The organism is Streptomyces sp. NPDC001315 (assembly GCF_042896175.1).
GTDB lineage: Bacteria > Actinomycetota > Actinomycetes > Streptomycetales > Streptomycetaceae > Streptomyces.
Genome location: NZ_JBIAWZ010000004.1, coordinates 417,156 through 437,362, shown reverse-complemented (window position 1 = coordinate 437,362; position 20,207 = coordinate 417,156). Strand labels below are relative to the sequence as shown.

At 70.2% G+C, this 20,207-nt stretch carries 21 protein-coding genes and 1 pseudogene; 14 read left to right on the top strand and 8 right to left on the bottom strand.

The window, feature by feature from the left end:
- Positions 1-78 precede the first annotated feature (78 nt).
- From ACFY16_RS15395 to ACFY16_RS15380, 4 genes are all read left to right on the top strand, one after another.
- A complete protein-coding gene (locus tag ACFY16_RS15395; RefSeq protein ID WP_390647606.1) occupies positions 79-2,625 on the top strand; it encodes an ATP-binding protein in 2,547 nt (848 codons plus the stop codon).
- Positions 2,619-3,335, top strand: coding sequence for a response regulator (locus ACFY16_RS15390; RefSeq protein ID WP_390647605.1), 717 nt, complete (start codon positions 2,619-2,621; stop codon positions 3,333-3,335). The genes ACFY16_RS15395 and ACFY16_RS15390 overlap by 7 nt, the downstream gene beginning before the upstream one ends.
- 180 nt (positions 3,336-3,515) lie before the next feature.
- Positions 3,516-3,914, top strand: coding sequence for an OB-fold nucleic acid binding domain-containing protein (locus tag ACFY16_RS15385; RefSeq protein WP_390647604.1), 399 nt, complete (start codon positions 3,516-3,518; stop codon positions 3,912-3,914).
- Between the two features lie 3 nt (positions 3,915-3,917).
- On the top strand, positions 3,918-4,670 hold the full coding sequence (locus ACFY16_RS15380; RefSeq protein ID WP_390647603.1) for a DUF3159 domain-containing protein: 753 nt from the start codon (positions 3,918-3,920) through the stop codon (positions 4,668-4,670).
- Positions 4,671-4,747: 77 nt separating this feature from the next.
- Here the strand turns inward: ACFY16_RS15380 and ACFY16_RS15375 are convergent, their stop codons facing one another.
- Together ACFY16_RS15375 and ACFY16_RS15370 are read right to left on the bottom strand one after the other, a co-directional pair.
- Positions 4,748-5,425: a TrkA family potassium uptake protein gene (locus tag ACFY16_RS15375; RefSeq protein WP_351146343.1), complete on the bottom strand. Its 678-nt coding sequence runs from the start codon at positions 5,423-5,425 to the stop codon at positions 4,748-4,750.
- Positions 5,425-6,093, bottom strand: coding sequence for a potassium channel family protein (locus ACFY16_RS15370; RefSeq protein ID WP_390647602.1), 669 nt, complete (start codon positions 6,091-6,093; stop codon positions 5,425-5,427). The genes ACFY16_RS15375 and ACFY16_RS15370 overlap by 1 nt, the downstream gene beginning before the upstream one ends.
- A gap of 299 nt (positions 6,094-6,392) precedes the next feature.
- Between ACFY16_RS15370 and ACFY16_RS15365 the strand changes: the two genes are divergently transcribed.
- The 5 genes and pseudogenes from ACFY16_RS15365 to ACFY16_RS15345 all read left to right on the top strand — a co-directional run.
- Entirely contained in the window at positions 6,393-7,625 is a 1,233-nt protein-coding gene (locus tag ACFY16_RS15365) for an SLC13 family permease (RefSeq protein WP_390647601.1), read from the top strand.
- 4 nt (positions 7,626-7,629) lie between these two features.
- Positions 7,630-8,130: a universal stress protein gene (locus tag ACFY16_RS15360; protein WP_390647600.1), complete on the top strand. Its 501-nt coding sequence runs from the start codon at positions 7,630-7,632 to the stop codon at positions 8,128-8,130.
- Between the two features lie 469 nt (positions 8,131-8,599).
- Positions 8,600-10,651 carry an APC family permease gene (locus tag ACFY16_RS15355; RefSeq protein WP_390647599.1) on the top strand — a complete coding sequence of 684 codons (2,052 nt, stop codon included), beginning with the start codon at positions 8,600-8,602 and terminating at the stop codon, positions 10,649-10,651.
- Between the two features lie 116 nt (positions 10,652-10,767).
- On the top strand, positions 10,768-12,096 hold the full coding sequence (locus ACFY16_RS15350) for a class I SAM-dependent RNA methyltransferase (RefSeq protein ID WP_390647598.1): 1,329 nt from the start codon (positions 10,768-10,770) through the stop codon (positions 12,094-12,096).
- Between the two features lie 378 nt (positions 12,097-12,474).
- Positions 12,475-12,789: pseudogene (locus ACFY16_RS15345) on the top strand (sensor histidine kinase); the annotation flags it as partial.
- Positions 12,790-12,981: 192 nt separating this feature from the next.
- Here the strand turns inward: ACFY16_RS15345 and ACFY16_RS15340 are convergent.
- Complete coding sequence (locus tag ACFY16_RS15340; RefSeq protein WP_390647597.1) at positions 12,982-13,380, bottom strand: type II toxin-antitoxin system VapC family toxin; 399 nt, start codon at positions 13,378-13,380, stop codon at positions 12,982-12,984.
- Between the two features lie 192 nt (positions 13,381-13,572).
- Here ACFY16_RS15340 and ACFY16_RS15335 point away from each other — a divergent pair, with 192 nt between their 5' ends.
- Complete coding sequence (locus ACFY16_RS15335; protein WP_390647737.1) at positions 13,573-13,650, top strand: hypothetical protein; 78 nt, start codon at positions 13,573-13,575, stop codon at positions 13,648-13,650.
- Positions 13,651-13,702: 52 nt separating this feature from the next.
- Here the strand turns inward: ACFY16_RS15335 and ACFY16_RS15330 are convergent, their stop codons facing one another.
- A complete protein-coding gene (locus ACFY16_RS15330) occupies positions 13,703-14,320 on the bottom strand; it encodes a TetR/AcrR family transcriptional regulator (protein ID WP_390647596.1) in 618 nt (205 codons plus the stop codon).
- Positions 14,321-14,422: 102 nt separating this feature from the next.
- Here ACFY16_RS15330 and ACFY16_RS15325 point away from each other — a divergent pair, with 102 nt between their 5' ends.
- From ACFY16_RS15325 to ACFY16_RS15315, 3 genes are read left to right on the top strand one after another with little or no spacing between them, the layout of a single operon-like run.
- Positions 14,423-14,794 carry a DoxX family protein gene (locus ACFY16_RS15325; RefSeq protein WP_390647595.1) on the top strand — a complete coding sequence of 124 codons (372 nt, stop codon included), beginning with the start codon at positions 14,423-14,425 and terminating at the stop codon, positions 14,792-14,794.
- A gap of 50 nt (positions 14,795-14,844) precedes the next feature.
- Complete coding sequence (locus ACFY16_RS15320; RefSeq protein WP_390647594.1) at positions 14,845-15,873, top strand: LLM class flavin-dependent oxidoreductase; 1,029 nt, start codon at positions 14,845-14,847, stop codon at positions 15,871-15,873.
- 35 nt (positions 15,874-15,908) lie between these two features.
- The gene (locus ACFY16_RS15315) at positions 15,909-16,601 is read left to right on the top strand and encodes an NADPH-dependent F420 reductase (protein ID WP_390647593.1); all 693 of its coding nucleotides are present in this window, start codon (positions 15,909-15,911) and stop codon (positions 16,599-16,601) included.
- Between the two features lie 17 nt (positions 16,602-16,618).
- Here ACFY16_RS15315 and ACFY16_RS15310 read toward each other — a convergent pair whose 3' ends face one another.
- The 4 genes from ACFY16_RS15310 to ACFY16_RS15295 form a co-directional block, all read right to left on the bottom strand.
- Positions 16,619-16,957: a hypothetical protein gene (locus ACFY16_RS15310; RefSeq protein WP_390647592.1), complete on the bottom strand. Its 339-nt coding sequence runs from the start codon at positions 16,955-16,957 to the stop codon at positions 16,619-16,621.
- A 382-nt stretch (positions 16,958-17,339) separates the two neighbouring features.
- Positions 17,340-17,831: a DUF4188 domain-containing protein gene (locus ACFY16_RS15305; RefSeq protein ID WP_390647591.1), complete on the bottom strand. Its 492-nt coding sequence runs from the start codon at positions 17,829-17,831 to the stop codon at positions 17,340-17,342.
- Positions 17,832-17,865: 34 nt separating this feature from the next.
- Positions 17,866-18,075 carry a 2TM domain-containing protein gene (locus tag ACFY16_RS15300; RefSeq protein WP_390647590.1) on the bottom strand — a complete coding sequence of 70 codons (210 nt, stop codon included), beginning with the start codon at positions 18,073-18,075 and terminating at the stop codon, positions 17,866-17,868.
- Positions 18,076-18,125: 50 nt separating this feature from the next.
- Positions 18,126-18,848, bottom strand: coding sequence for an alpha/beta fold hydrolase (locus ACFY16_RS15295; RefSeq protein WP_390647589.1), 723 nt, complete (start codon positions 18,846-18,848; stop codon positions 18,126-18,128).
- Positions 18,849-19,234: 386 nt separating this feature from the next.
- On the opposite strand from ACFY16_RS15295, the gene ACFY16_RS15290 reads away from it, so the two are divergent.
- Positions 19,235-20,110, top strand: coding sequence for an alpha/beta fold hydrolase (locus ACFY16_RS15290; protein ID WP_390647588.1), 876 nt, complete (start codon positions 19,235-19,237; stop codon positions 20,108-20,110).
- Positions 20,111-20,207: the final 97 nt, after the last annotated feature.

Here is a 20,207-nt window from a genome sequence, read left to right as displayed (position 1 = left end):
TCCTCGTCCTATTTGTCGACATCGTTGACCGTAAGGTCGACGCTGCGTACGCAGTAGTCACGGGAAGACAATGGGGCCATGGCACGCGGCAAGCTTCGGATCTACCTCGGTGCGGCACCGGGCGTCGGCAAGACGTACGCGATGCTGTCCGAGGCGCATCGGCGGGTGGAGCGGGGCACCGACTGTGTGGTCGGGTTCGTGGAGCACCACGGCCGGCAGCGCACCGAGGTGATGCTGCACGGCCTGGAGCAGATCCCGCGCAAGGAGCTCGGCTACCGGGACACGGTCTTCACCGAGATGGACGTCGACGCGGTGCTCCGGCGCGCGCCCGCCGTCGCCCTGGTGGACGAACTGGCCCACACGAACATCCCCGGCTCCCGCAACGCCAAGCGCTGGCAGGACGTGGAGGAGCTGCTCGCCGCCGGGATCGACGTCGTCTCGACGGTGAACATCCAGCACCTGGAGTCGCTGGGCGATGTCGTGGAGTCCATCACGGGGGTGCGGCAGCGGGAGACGGTGCCGGACGAGGTGGTGCGCCGTGCCGACCAGATCGAGCTGGTCGACATGTCGCCGCAGGCGCTGCGCCGCCGGATGGCGCACGGCAACATCTACAAGTCGGACAAGGTCGACGCGGCCCTGTCGAACTACTTCCGGCCCGGGAACCTGACCGCTCTGCGGGAGCTGGCGCTGCTGTGGGTGGCCGACCGGGTCGACGAGTACCTGAAGCAGTACCGCAGTGAGCACCGGGTGTCGACGATATGGGGTTCGCGGGAGCGGATCGTGGTCGGCCTGACCGGTGGTCCGGAGGGCCGGACGCTGATCCGGCGGGCCGCGCGGCTGGCGGAGAAGGGGGCGGGCGGGGAGGTGCTGGCGGTGTACATAGCCCGCAGCGACGGGCTGACGTCGGCCTCGCCGAAGGAACTGGCCGTCCAGCGCACCCTGGTCGAGGATCTGGGCGGCACGTTCCACCATGTCGTCGGCGAGGACATACCGGCGGCATTGCTGGACTTCGCGCGCGGGGTCAACGCCACGCAGATCGTTCTCGGTGTCTCGCGCCGCAAGACCTGGCAGTACGTCTTCGGGCCGGGCGTCGGCGCGACGGTCGCCCGGGAGTCGGGGCCCGACCTCGACGTCCACCTGATCACCCATGGCGAGGCGGGCAAGGGGCGCGGGCTGCCGGTCGCCCGGGGCGCGCGGCTCGGGCGGGCCCGGATCATCTGGGGCTGGCTGGCCGGCGTGGCCGGCCCGGCGATCCTGGCGGTGCTGCTCAACACCGTGGACCTCGGCCTCGCCAACGACATGCTGCTGTTCCTGGCGCTGACGGTGGCCGCGGCCCTGCTCGGCGGCCTCCTGCCGGCGCTCGCCTCGGCGGCCCTCGGATCACTGCTGCTGAACTACTACTACACGCCCCCGCTGCACCGGCTGACGATCGCCGATCCCAAGAACATCGTCGCCATCGCGATCTTCTTCGGGGTCGCGGTGTCGGTGGCCTCCGTGGTGGACCTCGCCGCCCGGCGCACCCACCAGGCGGCCCGGCTGCGGGCCGAGTCGGAGATCCTCTCCTTCCTCGCGGGGAACGTGCTGCGCGGGGAGACCAGCCTGGAGGCACTGCTGGAGCGGGTGCGCGAGACCTTCGGCATGGAGTCGGCGGCGCTGCTGGAGCGGGAGAGCGACGTGGCGCCGTGGACCTGCGCGGGGAGCGCGGGCCTCGGACGGACGCTGGAACGGCCCGAGGACGCGGACGTGGACATGCCGGTCGGGGACCACATGGCACTGGCGCTCACGGGACGCGTGCTGCCCGCCGAGGACCGCCGCGTCCTGGCCGCCTTCGCCGCCCAGTCCGCTGTCGTCCTGGACCGTCGGCGCCTCCAGGAGGAGGCCGACCAGGCCCGGCGGCTGGCGGAGGGCAACCGCATCCGCACCGCCCTGCTGGCCGCCGTCAGCCATGACCTCCGCACCCCGCTGGCCGGGATCAAGGCGGCCGTGTCGAGCCTCAGGTCCGATGACGTGGACTGGTCCGAGGAGGACCGTGCGGAACTCCTGGAGGGCATCGAGGACGGCGCCGACCGCCTCGACCACCTGGTCGGCAACCTGCTCGACATGTCCCGCCTCCAGACCGGCACCGTCACCCCGATCATCCGCGAGACGGACATCGACGAGGTCGCCCCGATGGCTCTCGTGGGCGTACCCGAGGACAGTGTCGAGCTGGACGTCCCCGAGACCCTGCCGATGGTCGCCGTCGATGCCGGGCTGCTGGAGCGGGTGGTGGCCAACCTGGTAGAGAACGCGGTCAAGTACAGCCCACGCGGCGAGCGCGTCCTGGTCGCCGCCAGCGCCATCGCCGACCGGGTCGAGGTACGCGTGGTGGACCGCGGGCCGGGCGTCCCGGACGACGCCAAGGAACGCATCTTCGAGCCCTTCCAGCGCTACGGCGACGCCCCGCGCGGAGCGGGCGTCGGCCTCGGCCTCGCCGTGGCCCGCGGCTTCGCCGAGGCGATGGGCGGCACCCTCGACGCCGAGGACACGCCCGGCGGCGGCCTCAGCATGGTTCTCACCCTCCGCGCGGCAGGATCGCGCCCTGAGCTTCTCCACCCCGCACAACCGGAAAGGCAGGTCCCATGCTGAGCCCGACTGGGGGGACCCCCCAGACCCCCACGAGGGTGCTCGTGATCGACGACGAGCCGCAGATCGTGCGTGCCCTGGTGATCAACCTCAGGGCCCGCAAGTACGAGGTCGACGCGGCCCACGACGGAGCCACCGCGCTCCAGCTCGCCGCGGCCCGCCACCCGGACGTGATCGTCCTCGACCTGGGACTGCCCGACATGGACGGCGTCGAGGTGATCAAGGGGCTGCGCGGCTGGACCCGGGTGCCGATCCTGGTGCTGTCCGCGCGGCACTCCTCCGACGAGAAGGTCGAGGCGCTCGACGCGGGCGCCGACGACTACGTCACCAAGCCCTTCGGCATGGACGAACTGCTGGCCCGGCTGCGGGCCGCCGTCCGCCGGGCCGAGCCCGCCGGAGCCGGCGAGGACGACGTGATGGTGGAGACCGACGAGTTCGCCGTGGACCTGGCCGCGAAGAAGGTCACCCGGGGCGGGAAGGACGTGCGTCTTACGCCCACGGAGTGGCACCTGCTGGAGGTGCTGGTGCGCAACACCGGCCGTCTGGTCAGCCAGAAGCAGCTGCTCCAGGAGGTCTGGGGACCCTCCTACGGAACCGAGACGAACTACCTGCGGGTGTACATGGCCCAGCTGCGCCGGAAGCTGGAGGCGGACCCCTCGCACCCGAAGCACTTCATCACCGAGCCCGGGATGGGTTATCGCTTCGAGAAGTGAGTGGCGGCGGGCCGGGGGTCCGGGGGTTGGCCCCCGGGGGGTGCGGTATCACGGAGCCCGGGATGGGTTGTCGCTTCGAGAAGTGAGTGGCGAGTGCGTCGCCGAGCCGGGCATGGGGAGCGGTTCGAGCGTCGGCACCGTGGGTACGTTGCTGACGGTGCATCCCGGTACGCTTCAGGTATGAGTGGTGTTCCTCGTTCCGAAAAGCCGGTGGGCCGGTTCCGGCGCATGCTCGACCGGCTCTCCTCGTCACAGGAGGAACTGGAGTCCGAGGAGCTTCGGGAGGACGCCGAGACCGCCGGCTGCGTCCGGATCGGTGACTGCCACGACCGGCAGATCGTTACGGTTACTGGTACCTTGCGCACGGTCACTCTGCGGCCGCGTGCCGGAGTCCCGGCCCTGGAGGCCGAGCTGTTCGACGGCTCCGCCGCGCTGGACGTGGTGTGGCTCGGCAGGCGTTCCATCGTGGGGATAGAACCGGGGCGCAGGCTGATCGCGTCGGGCCGGATCTCCATGAGCCGGGGCCGCCGGGTGCTGTTCAACCCCAAGTACGAACTGAGACCCCTCGGACGGGAGTAGCCGGTGACGTCGCTCGACAAGCCGACCCAGGACACCCAGCAGGACGACGCCCGGACGGTGACGGAGGCCGCGCTCTTCGAGGCGTTCGGCGGGGTGCGGGGCATGGTCGAGACGGTGCTGCCCGGCCTGCTCTTCGTCACGATCTTCACGATCAACAAAGACCTGCACTGGTCGGCGATCGCCGCGGTGGCCGTGTCGCTCGTCCTGGTCGTGGTCCGGCTCGTGATGAGGGACACCGTCAAGCACGCCTTCAGCGGTGTCTTCGGCGTCGCCTTCGGTGTCGTGTTCGCGATGATGACCGGCAACGCCAAGGACTTCTACCTGCCCGGCATGCTCTACACACTGGGCCTGGCACTGGCGTACATCATCACCACGTTGTGCGGTGTGCCGCTGCTCGGCCTGATCCTCGGCCCGGTCTTCAAGGAGAACCTCTCCTGGCGCACCCGCAACCCGGGTCGCAAGAAGGCGTATGCCAAGGCCAGCTGGGCCTGGGGCCTGATCCTGCTCGCCAAGTGCGCGATCATCTTCCCGCTGTACTGGTGGGCCGACACCGCCCAGCTCGGCTGGGTCCTGGTCGCCCTGAAGATCCCGCCCTTCCTGCTCGCCGTCTGGATCACCTGGCTCCTCCTGGCGAAGGCGCCCGCGCCGATCGACGTCTTCGCCGAGATGGAGGCGGAGGAGAAGGCCGAGGCGGAGAGGAAGGCCGCCCTGTCCGCGGAGCAGGGCGAGGCGACGGGCGGACGTCACCGCCGGTAGGCACCACAGACGCGGTGACGACGATGGGGCGCCCGGAGACATTTCCGGGCGCCCCATCGTCGTCACCCTCGGGGCGACTAGCTCGACGTGTCCTCACGGCGCACCGACAGCAGGTCCTCCAGTTGCTCCTCGCGGGCCTGCGCGGCCACGAAGAGCAGTTCGTCGCCCGCCTCCAGGGAGTCCTCCTGGGACGGGGTGAGGACGCGGGTGCCGCGGATGATGGTGACGAGGGATGTGTCCTCGGGCCACTCCACATCGCCGACCTGGGTGCCGGCCAGGGCCGACTCCTCCGGCAGGGTCAGTTCGACGAGGTTGGCGTCGCCGTGGCTGAAGCGCAGCAGCCGGACCAGGTCGCCGACGCTCACCGCCTCCTCGACCAGGGCCGACATCAGACGCGGGGTGGAGACGGCCACGTCCACGCCCCACGACTCGTTGAAGAGCCACTCGTTCTTCGGGTTGTTGACACGGGCGACGACGCGCGGAACGCCGTACTCCGTCTTCGCCAGCAGCGAGACGACCAGGTTGACCTTGTCGTCGCCCGTCGCGGCGATCACGACGTTGCAGCGCTGGAGCGCCGCCTCGTCCAGGGACGTGATCTCGCAGGCGTCGGCGAGCAGCCACTCCGCCTGCGGGACGCGCTCGACCGAGATGGCGGTCGGCGCCTTGTCGACGAGCAGGACCTCGTGGCCGTTCTCCAGCAGCTCGCCCGCGATCGAGCGGCCGACCGCACCGGCACCGGCAATGGCGACCCTCATCAGTGACCGCCCTCCTTCGGGCCCTCGGCGAACGACGCCTCGACCTTCTCGACGTCGTCGCTGCGCATCATCACATGCACCAGGTCACCCTCCTGCAGCACCGTCTGCGAGGTGGGCAGGATCGCCTCGCCGAGGCGGGTCAGGAACGCCACGCGGACGCCCGTCTCCTCCTGCAGCTCGCTGATCCGGTGGCCGACCCAGGAACTGGAGGCGTGCACCTCGGCGAGCTGTACGCCGCCGGTGGGATCGCGCCAGAGCGGCTCGGCGCCGGACGGCAGCAGACGGCGCAGCATCTGGTCGGCCGTCCAGCGGACCGTGGCGACCGTCGGGATGCCCAGGCGCTGGTAGACCTCGGCGCGCCGGGGGTCGTAGATGCGGGCCGCGACGTTCTCGATGCCGAACATCTCGCGGGCCACGCGCGCCGCGATGATGTTCGAGTTGTCGCCGCTGGAAACCGCCGCGAAGGCGCCGGCCTCCTCGATGCCGGCCTCGCGCAGGGTGTCCTGGTCGAAGCCGACTCCGGTGACCCGACGACCGCCGAAAGAGGAGCCCAGTCGTCGGAAGGCGGTGGGGTCCTGGTCGATCACGGCGACCGTATGCCCCTGTTGCTCCAGGGTCTGGGCGAGAGCGGAACCCACTCTGCCGCAGCCCATGATGACGATGTGCACCGAGCCCTACCCCGCAGTCCTGGTCATCCCGCTGACCTGCGAAAACACGCTGCTCACTCTTCTCTCTCAGTCTGCCGGGCAACAACGGGGCAACAGCATGCGGCGTTGCCCGAAACGAGCTTATGCTGCAACGTCGTCCGTGCCAGCATCCGCGTACGCATTGGCGCGGGCGCGGCCGTGGAAGGCGGGGATCGCGAGCCGTGGTTGGCGCTGTGGACGAGGCGCGTCTGGTTCGATGAGGTGTCGCCGCTGCCACAATCCGCGAGGAGTCGATCCTGAACACGTCGGTCGCCGAGGTCATGTCGGTGGTCCTGCTCCTGGCAGTGCTGGCCTGTGCGGTGGTGCGCCCGTGGGGCTGGCCGGAGGCGGCCGTCGCGGTTCCGGCTGCCGGAGTCCTGATCGGCACCGGGGCGATCTCGCCGGAGCACGCGTGGGCCGAGGTGACACGGCTGGGCCCGGTCGTCGGCTTCCTGGCGGCGGTGCTGGTGCTGGCTCAGCTGTGCGACGACGAGGGCTTGTTCCACGCGTCCGGGACGTGGATGGCGCGGACCGCGGCGGGGCGGCCGCGCCGGCTGCTCGTGCAGGTGTTCGTGACCGCGTCGGTGATCACGGCGGTGCTGAGCCTGGACGCCACGGTGGTGCTGCTCACCCCGGTGGTGTTCGCCACCGCCGCGCGACTGGGCGCCCGCCCCAAGCCGCACGTGTACGCGTGCACGCACCTGTCCAACACGGCCTCACTCCTGCTGCCGGTCTCCAACCTGACCAACCTGCTGGCGTTCGCGGTCAGCGGGCTGAGCTTCGCCCGCTTCGCCGAGCTGATGGCGCTGCCGTGGCTCGTCGCGATCGGCGTCGAGTACGTGGTCCTGCGGCGTTTCTTCGCCGCGGACCTCGATGCCGGCGCCCAAGCCCCACTCGCCGCGGACCCTCCCGAACTGCCGGCGTTCGCCCTGGTCACCGTGGCGGGCACGCTGGCCGGCTTCGTGCTCACCTCCGCGCTCGGCATCGAGCCGGTGTGGGCGGCCCTGGCGGGTGCGCTGGTGCTGGCCGCCCGTGCCCTCGTCCGGCGCCGGACCAGTCCCGGGGCGATCGTCCGTGCCGCGGCCGTGCCTTTCCTTGCCTTTGTGCTGGCGCTGGGCATCGTTGTCCGAGCGGTCGTGGACAACGGCCTCGCCGCGGCCCTCGCCGGCCTGGTCCCCGGCGGGACCGGTCTGCCCGCCCTGCTGGGGATCGCGGCGCTGGCCGCCGTGCTGGCGAACGTCATCAACAACCTGCCCGCCGTCCTGGTCCTGCTGCCGCTGACCGCTCCGGCCGGGTCCGGCGCGGTCCTCGCGGTGCTGCTGGGAGTGAACATCGGGCCGAATCTGACGTACGCCGGCTCTCTGGCGACCCTGCTGTGGCGACGCATCCTGCACGAGCACGACACCGCCGTGGAACTGCGGGAATTCACCCGGCTCGGACTTCTCGTCGTGCCGCCGGCCCTGGGACTGGGCGTGGTAGCACTGTGGGTGTCGTTGCACGTCATCGGAGGCTGATCACGTGAGGGTCATTGTCTGGATCGTCGAAGGCACCTGGCCGGCCTGCATCGACGCCGCCCGTTCGCACGCGCCGCACGATGCCGACGTCGTCCTGCTGCACGTCACCGGTCACGACGTGCCCGGCGCCGCGCACGGCGCGTATGCCGGACTGCTCGGCCGTGGCCACCCCGAACGGGACCCCGGCACCCGTGTGGAGGATCTGGCCCGGACGTCGGCCGAAGCCCTTCTCGGGACCGCTGCCGAGCGACTCGCCCGTCCCTGCGCCCGCGAAGAGCGGCTGGGACGCATCGAGCGGGAGGTCGTGGCCGCTGTCGAGGGAGCCGACCTGCTCATTCTCGCCCGCGACGGTGACCGCACCCACCTGGGGCCCCGCAGCCTCGCCCCCGCCAGCCGCTTCGTCGTCGACCACGCCCCCTGCCCCGTCCTCCTCGTCTGGCCCGAACCAGCCCCGGGCATCGCCACCATCCCGCCCCCGCCACCGCATCCTCCGCACCACCGCTAGCCAGGGCCTGCCGGGCCATGAAGTCGCAGGAGAGCGGCGGTGCCCCCGGCATGGGAGTACGGCGGTCGGCGGCGCGGCGCACCGCATATGCCACAGGCGTGGGCGACGTCCGGCCGTGCCCGGGGTGCCCAGCGTGTACCGCGTGCGCGGATCGGCCGGGTCCCGGACCCCACCGGTCCGGGACCCCACCTCGGTCACGGGGGGTGCGGCGGTCGGCGGCGCGTGATGCTGCGCACGCTGCGCAGGGTCAGGAATCCGAGGCCGACAAGGGCCACGGCGGCGCCGATCAGCTCTGCGGTCGTGGACATGGAACCTCCGAGGGTCGGCGACGGCGGGGTTCAGACATCTAGGCACGGCGGCGGCTCCACCTGCGGAATCCGTCGCCCGCCGCGTCCGCGAATTCACCCGTGAGGCAGATCTCGGCCGGCCGGTGGGCGAGCTTCTGTTCGAAGGCCTACGATCCTCTGTTGTGTCCAAACTGACCGACGTGCCCAAACGGATTCTGATCGGGCGCGCCTTGCGCAGTGATCGGCTCGGAGAAACGCTCCTGCCGAAGCGCATCGCCCTCCCCGTTTTCGCCTCCGACCCGCTGTCCTCCGTCGCGTACGCGCCCGGAGAGGTGCTGCTGGTCCTGTCCATCGCGGGCGTGTCGGCGTACCACTTCAGCCCCTGGATCGCCCTCGCGGTCGTCGTGCTGATGTTCACCGTGGTCGCCTCCTACCGACAGAACGTCCACGCCTACCCCAGCGGCGGCGGCGACTACGAGGTGGCGACCACCAACCTCGGTCCCAGGGCGGGTCTCACGGTCGCCAGCGCGCTGCTCGTCGACTACGTCCTCACCGTCGCCGTCTCCATCTCCTCCGGCATCGAGAACCTCGGCTCCGCCATCCCCTTCGTCGTCGAGCACAAGGTGTTCTGCGCGGTCGCCGTGATCGTGCTCCTGACACTGATGAACCTGCGCGGCGTCAAGGAGTCGGGCACGCTGTTCGCGATCCCGACGTACGTCTTCGTCGCGGGCGTCTTCATCATGATCGCCTGGGGTGCCTTCCGCGGACTCGTCCTCGACGACACCATGCGAGCGCCGACGGCGGCGTACCAGATCAAGGCCGAGCACCAGGGGCTGGCGGGCTTCGCGCTCGTCTTCCTCATGCTGCGCGCCTTCTCCTCGGGCTGTGCCGCGCTCACCGGCGTCGAGGCGATCTCCAACGGTGTCCCGGCCTTTCGCAAGCCCAAGTCGAAGAACGCGGCGACCACGCTGGCCATGATGGGTCTGCTCGCGGTCACCATGTTCTGCGGCATCATCGCCCTGGCCATGACGACGAAGGTCCGCATGGCCGAGAACCCGGCCGCCGACCTGCTCCACAACGGCAACCCTCTCGGCTCCGGCTACGTCCAGAACCCGGTGATCTCCCAGGTCGCCGAGGCCGTGTTCGGCAAGGGCAGCTTCCTGTTCGTCGTGCTGGCCGCGGCGACCGCCCTGGTCCTGTTCCTGGCGGCGAACACCGCGTACAACGGCTTCCCGCTGCTCGGCTCGATCCTCGCCCAGGACCGCTACCTCCCGCGCCAGCTGCACACCCGCGGCGACCGCCTGGCCTTCTCCAACGGCATCGTGCTCCTGGCCGGCGCGGCCATGCTGCTGGTCGTCATCTACGGCGCCGACTCCACCCGACTGATCCAGCTCTACATCGTCGGCGTGTTCGTGTCCTTCACGCTCAGCCAGACCGGCATGGTCCGGCACTGGAACCGCCACCTGGCCATCGAGAAGGACCCCGCCAAGCGTCGCCACATGGTCCGCTCGCGCGCCATCAACACCTTCGGCGCCTTCTTCACCGGCCTGGTCCTCGTAGTCGTCCTCGTCACCAAGTTCACGCACGGCGCGTGGGTCGCGCTGCTCGGCATGTGCATCTTCTACGCGACGATGACGGCGATCCGCCGCCACTACGACCGGGTGGCTGAGGAGATCGCGGCCCCGGAGGGCCCGAGCGACGACAGCGTACGGCCGTCCCGCGTGCACTCGGTCGTCCTGATCTCCAAGATCCACCGCCCCACGCTGCGCGCCCTGGCCTACGCCAAGCTGATGCGCTCGGACACCCTGGAGGCGCTCACCGTCAACGTCGACCCGGCGGAGACGAAGGTGCTGCGGGAGGAGTGGGAGCGGCGCGGTATCGACGTACCGCTGAAGGTGCTCGACTCGCCCTACCGCGAGATCACGCGGCCGATCATCGAGTACGTCAAGAGCCTGCGCAAGGAGTCCCCGCGCGACGCGGTCTCCGTGATCATCCCCGAGTACGTGGTCGGCCACTGGTACGAGCACCTGCTGCACAACCAGAGCGCGCTGAGGCTCAAGGGCCGCCTGCTGTTCACGCCGGGCGTCATGGTGACCTCGGTGCCGTACCAGCTGGAGTCCTCCGAGGTGGCGCGGAACCGGGCTCGCAAGCGGCAGGAGTGGAACGCTCCGGGCGCGGTGCGGCGCGGTCCTGCGGAGGAGCGGCCGAAGGAGTCGTCGACCGCGAAGAGCTGACCCCGCTCGGCTCACTCCGCGCGGCGGGCTCGTGGTGAACGGCCGGACGACACCCACGTAGACTGGTGGGCTGTTGTCCGGCCGTTCCTCTTTCGATGTTGTGGAGTCACCCCGCCATGCAGGCAGAACCGAAGAAGTCGCTGGTGGGGGAGGAGTACGAGGTCGAGATCGGCCCCGTCGCCCACGGCGGTCACTGCATCGCCCGTACGGACGCCGGCCAGGTGCTGTTCGTCCGGCACGCGCTGCCCGGCGAGCGGGTCGTGGCGCGGGTGACCGAGGGCGAGGAGGGGGCCCCCTTCCTGCGCGCGGACGCGGTGGAGGTGCTGGACGCCTCCAAGGACCGCGTCGAGGCGCCCTGCCCCTACGCCGGTCCCGGCCGCTGCGGCGGCTGCGACTGGCAGCACGCCAAGCCGGGTGCCCAGCGGCGGCTCAAGGGCGAGGTGATCGCCGAGCAGCTCCAGCGGCTCGCGGGCCTCACGCCCGAGGAGGCCGGCTGGGACGGCACGGTGATGCCGGCCGAGGGCGACAAGCTGCCCGCCGGCCAGGTACCGCAGTGGCGCACGCGCGTGCAGTACGCGATCGACGCCGACGGCAACGCCGGCCTGCGCCGCCACCGCTCGCACGAGGTCGAGCCGATCGAGCACTGCATGATCGCGGCGCCGGGCGTCAGCGAGCTCGGCATCGAGAAGCGCGACTGGGCCGGCATGGCCTCCGTCGATGCGATCGCCGCGACCGGCTCCCAGGACCGCATGGTGATCCTGGAACCCCGCCCCGGCGCCCGCCTGCCCCTCGTCGAGCTCGACAAGCCCGTCTCCGTCATGCGCGTCGAGGAGAAGGACGGCGGCATCCATCGTGTCCACGGCCGTGCGTTCGTACGCGAGCGCGCCGACGGCCGCACCTACCGCGTCGGCAGCGGTGGCTTCTGGCAGGTCCACCCGATGGCCGCCGACACCCTGGTCAAGGCCGTCATGCAGGGCCTCCTGCCGCGCAAGGGCGACACGGCCCTCGACCTGTACTGCGGCGTCGGCCTCTTCGCCGGCGCCCTCGCCGACCGGGTCGGCGAGCAGGGCGCGGTGCTCGGCATCGAGTCCGGCAAGCGCGCGGTGGAGGACGCCCGGCACAACCTCGTCGGCTTCGACCGGGTGCGTATCGAGCAGGGCAAGGTCGAGAGCGTCCTGCCGCGCACCGGGATCACCGAGGTCGACCTGATCGTCCTCGACCCGCCCCGCGCCGGCGCCGGCCGCAAGACGGTGGCCCACCTGGCGTCGCTGGGTGCTCGCAGGATCGCGTACGTGGCGTGCGATCCGGCGGCGCTGGCGCGGGATCTGGCGTACTTCCGGGACGGGGGGTACCGGGTGCGGACGCTGCGGGCGTTCGATCTGTTTCCCATGACGCATCATGTGGAGTGCGTCGCCATCCTCGAACCGGCCGCGAAGGGCTCCTGACCTGCGGTTTTGTGTGTGAGCATCATGTGTGGTGTGGGCGTTACGGGCGATATCTTGACGCTGAAATGACGCTCGTGACGCTCAAATGCCGCTCGTTCTGACGGGACGTCACCTGATTGATCATGCAGGTCATGCCAGGTGGAGGGCGCGTTCCCGCCGGGCTGTCTTTGCCGGAACTTGAAGGAAAATCGGCCGAGTTCCTGCATGTCCTGGTTCAGCGGGCCGGACGTTGGCGGAGCGGGCGCTCAAAGGTCGGTCCGTAAGGGCTCCAGTGCCCGAGGAAGGGCCTTAGGTCGTCGGCTCGCGGGTCGGGGACGTCGGGCAACCGGGGTGGTGAGCTCAGCGGGTCGAGGCGCTCGACGGTGGCCGCTGCCCACCGTCACCCATACCCCGCCCGGCACCCCGATCGGCGTCGGCACCGTGGACGACCGGGCCGTCCTCGAAGTATCCGACGAGGGCCCGGGCCTCACCCCCGCCGAACGCGACCGCGTCTTCGACCGCTTCTACCGAACCGACGACTCCCGCGCCCGCACCACCGGCGGCTCGGGCCTCGACCTCGCCATCGCCCACGCCCTCGTCACCGCCCACAACGGCCGCCTCACCCTCGTCACCGCCCCCGGGCAGGGCTGCACCTTCCGCATTGAGCTCCCGCTGCCCGACGCGTCACAGCCAGAGGCGGGCGGCAGCGGGTAAGGCGTCGGCCGTGTCACCGCTGCGATGTGGCCGGAAGGCGGTGCGCCATGGAGGGAGTGCGGACGGGGTGGTGGAGGAAGGCCCTGGCGGACCCGGGTTGCGTCGGCAGGTGCTGCCGAGCGCGGCGTGCTGGTGGACGTCGCTCGTTCAGTGTCGGCTTCGGCGTGAGGCGTAGATCTGAGGCAACGAGAGTCAGACCTTCTCCGCGGTGACGCGCGGGTGGTCGGTGGTGAGCATGGCGATGTCCTCGACGTCGGAGGTCAGGATGGTGACGCGGCCGGGCTGGGCGAGGGCGGTGGCGCAGAGCATGGCGTCGATGGCGTACTTGTGGCCGTGCAGTCCGGCCCTGCGCAGCAGGGCGGTAGCGGACTGGGCGATGGCCTGGATGACCGGCTCTACCCGCAGCCGCGACAGCGTCCACTTCAAGGCGGCGTCGTTGATCCGAGGGTGGATGACCTCGACGAGCACCGCAGCCGAGGTGATCACCGGAAGGTCGGCGTCGCGGGCGGCGGTGAGCCACTCGTGGACTTCCCGGTCGCGCTGCACGGCCTTGGCCAGCGCCTCGCTGTCCAGGACGAGCGCGCCGCTCACGCGGCCGCCCCGGCGTCCGAGGAGGTGCCGCCGGTGAGCTTGGCCCGCTTGGCGGCCACGCCCTCGGGATCGGCGGGGCCGTGGGTCTTGTCGAAGTCGGCGATCAGCTCGTCGAGGTTGTCACGCTCGATCTGCCGCTGCGCGGCCTTCTCCTCGCTGTACGAGTACTACTTCTTCGGCGACCCGGTGCGGATGGCGGGCGCGTACGTGAAGTCGTACGACCGCGAGCCTTACAAGGCCAAGGTACAGGCGTTCCTGGAGCGTTCCTGACCTTTGACTCCTGACCGTTGTGACCGCCGGAGGGGACCTTCCGGCGGTCACTTCAGCGTCCGCAGAGCCGCTCGACCAGCGCCTGCCAGCCGTCGCCGAGGCGGTCCGCCGCCCGAGGGTCGGGAGGGTTCGTCGGCTGCGGTGCGGAGAGGAACAGCAGCAGCGGACCCTCCAGCGCCGCTGTCAGCTGAAGGGCGAGGGTGTCAAGGTCGGCGACGCCGGGCCGGGCGAGCGTCAGGAGCATGCGGAGGTGCAGCCGGGTCAGCGTGGACGCCCCTCCGGCGGGGGCCGGTCGATTGCGGTCGAGCGAGGCGCGGACGAGTGTCAGATGGTCGGCCAAGTAGGCGGTGCGGGCACGGCCGTACGCGACAAGTCGGTCGAGGGGGGCGGCGCCGGGGCCCAGCGGGGGCGGGCCGCTCATGACCTGTTCCTGGAAAGCGTGCTCGTCCTCGTCCAGGAGCGCGTGGAAGATCCCGGCGCGGGTGCCGAAGCGGCGGTAGACGGTGCCCTTGCCCAGGCCCGCGCGCTCGGCCAGGCCGTCCATCGTGACCTTCTCGACGCCCATCTCGGCGACCATCGCGCGAGCCGTGGCCAGGAGCTGCTCGCGGTTGTGGGCGGCGTCGGCGCGCTCGGCGCGGGGCCGCCCGAGCGGCACAAAGGGGCTGTCCATGAGCTCCAACCTACCCCCGGAAATATTAAGCGGGGTGAAGTCCGTTTATGCTCTCGTCCGGATCGCCAAGCCCCATCCCCACTCGTCGACAGGACTGAACCCGTGCACGTCTTTCTGTGGATCCTGCAGATCCTGCTGGCGCTCGTTCTTCTCGCCGCCGGCGGCGGCAAGCTCGTCCAGCCGTACGAGAAGACCGCCGAGTCCATGCCGTGGGCCCGCAGCTTCAGAGCGGGCCAGGTCAAGGCCATCGCGGCGCTCGAAGTGCTCGCTGCGTTCGGTCTCGTGCTGCCTGCCGCGACCGGCATCGCCCCGGTGCTGACCGCGCTCGCCGCCACCGGTACGGCGCTGATCATGGCTGGCGCCGTCATGACGCACGCCCGCGGCAAGGAGTGGTCCCAGATCGGTCCCGGCGCGGTGCTGCTCGTCATAGCAGTGGTGATCGCCTGGGGGCGGTTCGGTCCCTACGCCTGGTGAGCCCACGCCTCCTCTCCCCGTCCCCGCCCCACCGCATGAAGGAGTCATCCATGTCTGACGTTCTCTTCGGCCTGGACACGTTCGGCGACGTCCCGGAGGACGACTCCGGCCGTTCCGTCTCGTACGCGCAGACCATCCGGCATGTCGTCGACGAGGCCGTGCTCGCCGATCAGACCGGGGTCGACGCCCTCGCTCTCGGCGAGCACCACCGACCCGAGTACGCGATCTCGACGCCGGAGACGGTGCTCGCCGGCATCGCCACCCGCACCGAGCGGATCAAGCTCGGATCCGGGGTGACGGTCCTGAGCTCCGACGACCCCGTCCGCGTCTTCCAGCGGTTCGCGACCCTGGACGCCCTGTCGAACGGACGGGCCGAAGTCATCCTGGGGCGCGGCTCGTTCACCGAGTCGTTCCCCCTGTTCGGCTACGACCTTGCGGACTACGACGTGCTCTTCGAGGAGAAGATCGAGCTCTTCGCCAAGCTCCTGGAGGAGAAGCCCGTCACCTGGAGTGGCACCACGCGGGCGCCACTCACCGACGCGGACGTGTTCCCCAAAACCGAGAACGGGCTGACCACGTGGGTCGGTGTCGGCGGCACCCCGCAGTCGGTCGTGCGCACCGCGAAGTACGGGTTCCCGCTGATGATCGCCATCATCGGCGGCAGCCCGACGCGCTTCGCCCCGTACGTCGATCTGTACGAGCGGGCCACCGAGCAGTTCGGCACCACCGCCCACCCCGTGGGCATGCACTCGCCGGGCTTCGTCGCCGACACCGACGATCAGGCCCGTGAACTGCACTGGCCCCGCTACAAGGTCATGCGCGACCGTATTGGTGCGCTGCGCGGCTGGCCGCCGGTGAGCCGGGCGGAGTACGAGCGCGAGATCGAGCACGGCTCCCTCTACATCGGTTCGCCCGAGACGGTCGCCCGCAAGATGGCCGCCGCCATCAAGGGCCTCGGTGTCGGCCGGTTCGACATGATCTACGGCTCCGGCACCATGCCGGTCAGCGCCCGGCTGCGCGCGGTGGAGCTGTACGGCACGAAGGTCGTTCCGATGGTCCGCGACATCCTCGCGGGCTGACCTTACGGACGTACGGAAGAACGGAAGGAGTGGACATGGACTTCGGCGACGTACGGACGCTCGGCATCCTGGGCGCGGGAAAGGTCGGGACGGTGCTGGCGCGGCTCGCGCTCGGAGCCGGGTACCGGGTGCTGATCGCCGGTTCCGGGGACCCGGCGAAGATCGCGCTCACGGTCGAGGTGCTGACTCCGGGGGCGGTCGCGGTCACCGTCGAGGAAGCCGTGGCGGGCGCGGACGCGGTCGTGCTCGCGCTGCCGCTGGGCAAGTACCGCACGCTGCCCGCGGACGCGCTGCGCGGCAGGCTGGTGATCGACGCCATGAACTACTGGTGGGAGACGGACGGTGTGCGGGACGACCTCAGTGACCCCGAGGTCTCCTCCAGCGAGACCGTGCAGCGGTTCCTGACCGGGGCGCGGGTCGTCAAGGCGTTCAACCACATGGGCTACCACGACCTGGAGGAGGGGGCACGGCCCGCGGGCGTGGCCGGGCGCAAGGCCATCGCCGTCGCCGGTGACGACCCCGCGGCCCTCGCTGCCGTCGCGCACCTCGTCGACCGGCTCGGCTTCGCCTCCGTCAACGCGGGCCGCCTGGCCGACGGCGTTCGGCTGCAGCCCGGCACCGAGCTCTTCGGCGCCAACGTCGGCGCCGAAGAGCTACGGGCGGTGCTCGACCGGTTCCCGAAGGCGGGCCACGGCAGGGCGGCTGCTCACGTCACCTCGCCGACGTGATGCCGGGGCGGGGAAGGTCAGCAGCCGCAGCCCCCTGTCTGTGCGGTCGAGGCGGCCAGGGCCGTCGCCGTTGTGGTGGTGCCTTCCTGGTCCTGTGCGATGCGGCCGAGGAGCATGTTCCGCATCACCTGCATGAACAGCTGGGCGTCGGAGGTGCCCACGACGAACGGGTTGTCGGTGGTGTCCGGATTGCTGCGCAGTTCCTCCATCCGCTCCAGGCCGTGGTCGCAGAACCCGTGGTTGCTGAGCTCGACGTCGACCCCGGCCCCCTTCATCCGCGCGCTGAAGTCCTTGATGGAGGAGTTGTAGGTCTGCTTGTCCGCGGTGGCGGTGGGCGGGTTGGTGCCGCCCGACACCCCCGGCCTCTCCTTACGTCGGCCCAGCCGGGCGGTGCCTCCTCCATTCCAGCCGTCCCGCCCGGCCGGCCCCCATCACACGCCCCAACGCACGCTCCCAACGCACCTGGGAAACGTTCGTCCTGTTTCACATGGAGGACCTCTCCGCTTTCACCTGAGGTGGCGGGTCCGTGGTGGGATCGGGGCGCCGTTCGTTTTTGCGGAGTCACGCATGAATGACGCACGGGGTGATGTTCCGTCAGGTGCCTGCGGGGCCTGGACCAGCCTCGATCTTGCATGACGGTCCGTCGACGGGGTCGGCGGATGCCTGGCAAGCCTGGCCGACCCCGTGGTACTCGGGTGCGGGGCGGTTCAGCGTGAGCGGTCCTCGCGGCACGGACGCCTATTTCTCTGCCGCCCTCAGACGCTGGGCCGCCGTGTCGCCACGCCGACCGACCGGTACGACGCCTGTCGCGGCGCCGAGGCCGTATGCGGGCATGTCGACGTACACCGATTCGTAGGAGCCCGCCGGGACGATGAACGTCTCGTGCCAGATGCCCACGCTCCCCTTCCCGGCGCGTGCGCGTCGGTTGAACTCGGTCCACGCGGGCCGGTGCTCCTTGTCCTGCTGGTGGGCGTAGGCGAGGAGCCGTTCCTTGTCGGTCCAGTACTGGACGACGTAGAAGTCTCGGAGGCTGCCGTAAAGCACCTTGTAGCCGAGGAGCCCGCTGCTCTTTTCCTGTGACAGCTCGCGCAGCATTCGTGGCATCGACATGAATGCCGGCAACCAACTGGAGAATGCTCGCAGCCGGTTGATCCGTAGCCCGATGTGGAAGACGACGATGTCGCCTTCGGCGGCGGCGGTGTTGCGACCCGGAACCATTTTCTCGGACATGATCCTCCTCTGGTCCTCCTTGCGTTGGTTCAGGTCATGGCCGGACGAGTGATCGGGACTTCGAACGAATCGCCCAGAAGTGGATCACCAGCCCGATACCCCAGCCCAGAATCGACCACAAGGGCCAGAAGAAGTGGTCCGGGGTGAGGATCCCCCACAGCAGCACCTGGGCCAGATTGGCGATGATGTACCAGAAAAGGTGGATCCGCAGGCCCCACCTCATGGCCCTTTCGCTCTTCTGCATTTTCCCTCCCATGGTTCATCAGATCGATGCACTTGCGATGACCGGCGGTGCTATTGCCGGAGCGCCTGCTCCTGGGCGGCTGTCTCGATGAGGGCCACGGTCGCGCCCGGCCGGGAGACGAACACCATGTGCGAAGCACCCTCGACCATCTGGGTCTTCGCGCCGGAGCGCTGGGCCATGAACTCCTGCGTCGCCGGTGGGATGATCCTGTCGGCGCCGCTGATCAGGTTGTAGTTCGGGATCGTGTGCCATGCCTGCGGACCGGCGGCGGGCTCGCCCAGGGCGGCGCCGGTGGCCGGGCGTTGTGTGATCGAGTAGAGGGTGGCTTCCTCCGCGGACACGTCGGCCGCGAAATGGGGATGAAAGACCTTCGGGTCGATGTAGAGGTCCACCTGTCCGTCGGGCAGCGGCACAGGCTTCAGGGACTCGCCCACGGTGCTGCCCGGGAACCGCTCGACCAGTGCTTGCGCGCTCTCGCCCGTCTCCGGCACGAACGCCGCCAGGTAGACCAGTGCCTTCACGTTCGCGTTTCCCGCGGCGGCCGTGGAGATGACCGCACCGCCGTACGAGTGCCCGACCAGCACGATCGGTCCCTCGATGCTGTCCAGCAGCGCCTTGACGTGGATCGCGTCAAAGGCGAGCCCTCGAAGTGGATTCGGCGCGGCGACCACTGGATAGCCGTCGGCGACAAGCCGCTTGGCGATGGCGTTGAAGCCGCTGCTGTCGGCAAAGGCTCCGTGTACGAGCACGATCGTCGGATTCCCGCTCACCATGGACCAACCTCTCCTTCGGATGACGGCCGACAAGGGCCGGAGCGGGTGTCGGGTTCTCCCACACCGTCCGGCTGACGACCACTTCTTCGAACCGCGCTTGCGGGGAACGTCCGCCGGCGCGACGTCGACCGCCGGAAGTGTCCGGACACGTCGGTCGGCGAACCGGAGGCGTGACCGCGGCGACCGTGGTGGGTTTGCGGATGAACTCAGCGAAGTACGACACGGCTTCACACCCTTACGCTCGACGCAACGCTATGGCGTCGCACTGGACGGGAATTGAATGAGACCGGGACCTGGTTCCGGGTGGCCTTCACTGATCATTCAGTCGACGTCAAGCCGGCTCGGCCAATCTGAGCGCCTCGGAGGACAGATGCTGGGGGGTGCCGATGGTGGCGGACGAGGAAGCCGATGTGGTGGTGATCGGGTCGGGTATGGGCGGTCTCGCGGCGGCGCGCACGATCGCGCAGTTCGGCGGGAAGCGTGTTCTCGTCCTCGCTGATGAGTGTCCTGCTCGCGGCCGCCGACGCCGGTCACATCCCGGTACCTGTCGGGTGCGGGTGCTCTCCGGCGCCTACGAGACCGATGACCGGGGGATGTTCTCCGCCGACGAGTTGGCGGCGGGCCGGCGGCTGGCCTGCCAGACACTGCCCACCGAGGACCTGGTGATCGGGGGTGAGGCGCTGCTGGGCCTGCAGACGAAGTACCCGGGAAGCAGGCTCAGCGAGGAGGCGCTGGACTTCCGTCCCTACGGTGGAGGCCTCGTCGACGGCTACATCAAGAAGGAGCTCTTCCACGACGTGTTCGCCGGGGACCTGCCGAAGGCGACCGCCGAGCTGATGTGGGCCGGCCAGCGGCCGGCGGACGTGCGCACCCTCGGGGAGCCGTCCGGCGCCCCGGCCTGGAAGACCATTCCGTCCTGGTACCTCGTGGGCCGCGACGACCAGGTGCTGCCCCCGGCGGCGCAGCGGTTCATGGCGCGCCGGGCCGGCGCGCACACCTTCGAGGCCGACGCCTCGCATGTCGCGATGATCGCGCAGCCCGCGGCGACGGCCGCGCCGCGCGCTGACCCGACCGAGCCGACGAAGCCGGGAGGGGACGGCGACGTTCGTGAGGTGGGGGCGGACGATGGTCAGCCGACGGTGGTGGGCGATCGGCCTGGCTGCGGCCTTCCGGGCGCTCGGCCCTCATCGCCGTCCTGGTGGACGCGACGATCGTCCGGGCGCTGCTGGTACCGGCCACGATGCGCCTGCTCGGAAACGTGAACTGGTGGGCGCCGGCGCCCCTGCGGCGCTTCTACGCCCGCCACGGCCTCCGGGAGGGCGACGACCCGCCCCGCACGCCTGATCTCCGTCCCGCACC

Coding starts and splice junctions, on each gene's coding strand:
- ACFY16_RS15395 (WP_390647606.1), top strand. CDS start 79: ATGGCACGCGGCAAGCTTCGGATCTACCTCGGTGCGGCACCGGGCGTC.
- ACFY16_RS15390 (WP_390647605.1), top strand. CDS start 2,619: ATGCTGAGCCCGACTGGGGGGACCCCCCAGACCCCCACGAGGGTGCTC.
- ACFY16_RS15385 (WP_390647604.1), top strand. CDS start 3,516: ATGAGTGGTGTTCCTCGTTCCGAAAAGCCGGTGGGCCGGTTCCGGCGC.
- ACFY16_RS15375 (WP_351146343.1), bottom strand. CDS start 5,425: ATGAGGGTCGCCATTGCCGGTGCCGGTGCGGTCGGCCGCTCGATCGCG.
- ACFY16_RS15365 (WP_390647601.1), top strand. CDS start 6,393: ATGTCGGTGGTCCTGCTCCTGGCAGTGCTGGCCTGTGCGGTGGTGCGC.
- ACFY16_RS15350 (WP_390647598.1), top strand. CDS start 10,768: ATGCAGGCAGAACCGAAGAAGTCGCTGGTGGGGGAGGAGTACGAGGTC.
- ACFY16_RS15335 (WP_390647737.1), top strand. CDS start 13,573: ATGGCGGGCGCGTACGTGAAGTCGTACGACCGCGAGCCTTACAAGGCC.
- ACFY16_RS15330 (WP_390647596.1), bottom strand. CDS start 14,320: ATGGACAGCCCCTTTGTGCCGCTCGGGCGGCCCCGCGCCGAGCGCGCC.
- ACFY16_RS15320 (WP_390647594.1), top strand. CDS start 14,845: ATGTCTGACGTTCTCTTCGGCCTGGACACGTTCGGCGACGTCCCGGAG.
- ACFY16_RS15315 (WP_390647593.1), top strand. CDS start 15,909: ATGGACTTCGGCGACGTACGGACGCTCGGCATCCTGGGCGCGGGAAAG.
- ACFY16_RS15305 (WP_390647591.1), bottom strand. CDS start 17,831: ATGTCCGAGAAAATGGTTCCGGGTCGCAACACCGCCGCCGCCGAAGGC.
- ACFY16_RS15300 (WP_390647590.1), bottom strand. CDS start 18,075: ATGCAGAAGAGCGAAAGGGCCATGAGGTGGGGCCTGCGGATCCACCTT.
- ACFY16_RS15295 (WP_390647589.1), bottom strand. CDS start 18,848: ATGGTGAGCGGGAATCCGACGATCGTGCTCGTACACGGAGCCTTTGCC.
- ACFY16_RS15290 (WP_390647588.1), top strand. CDS start 19,235: ATGGTGGCGGACGAGGAAGCCGATGTGGTGGTGATCGGGTCGGGTATG.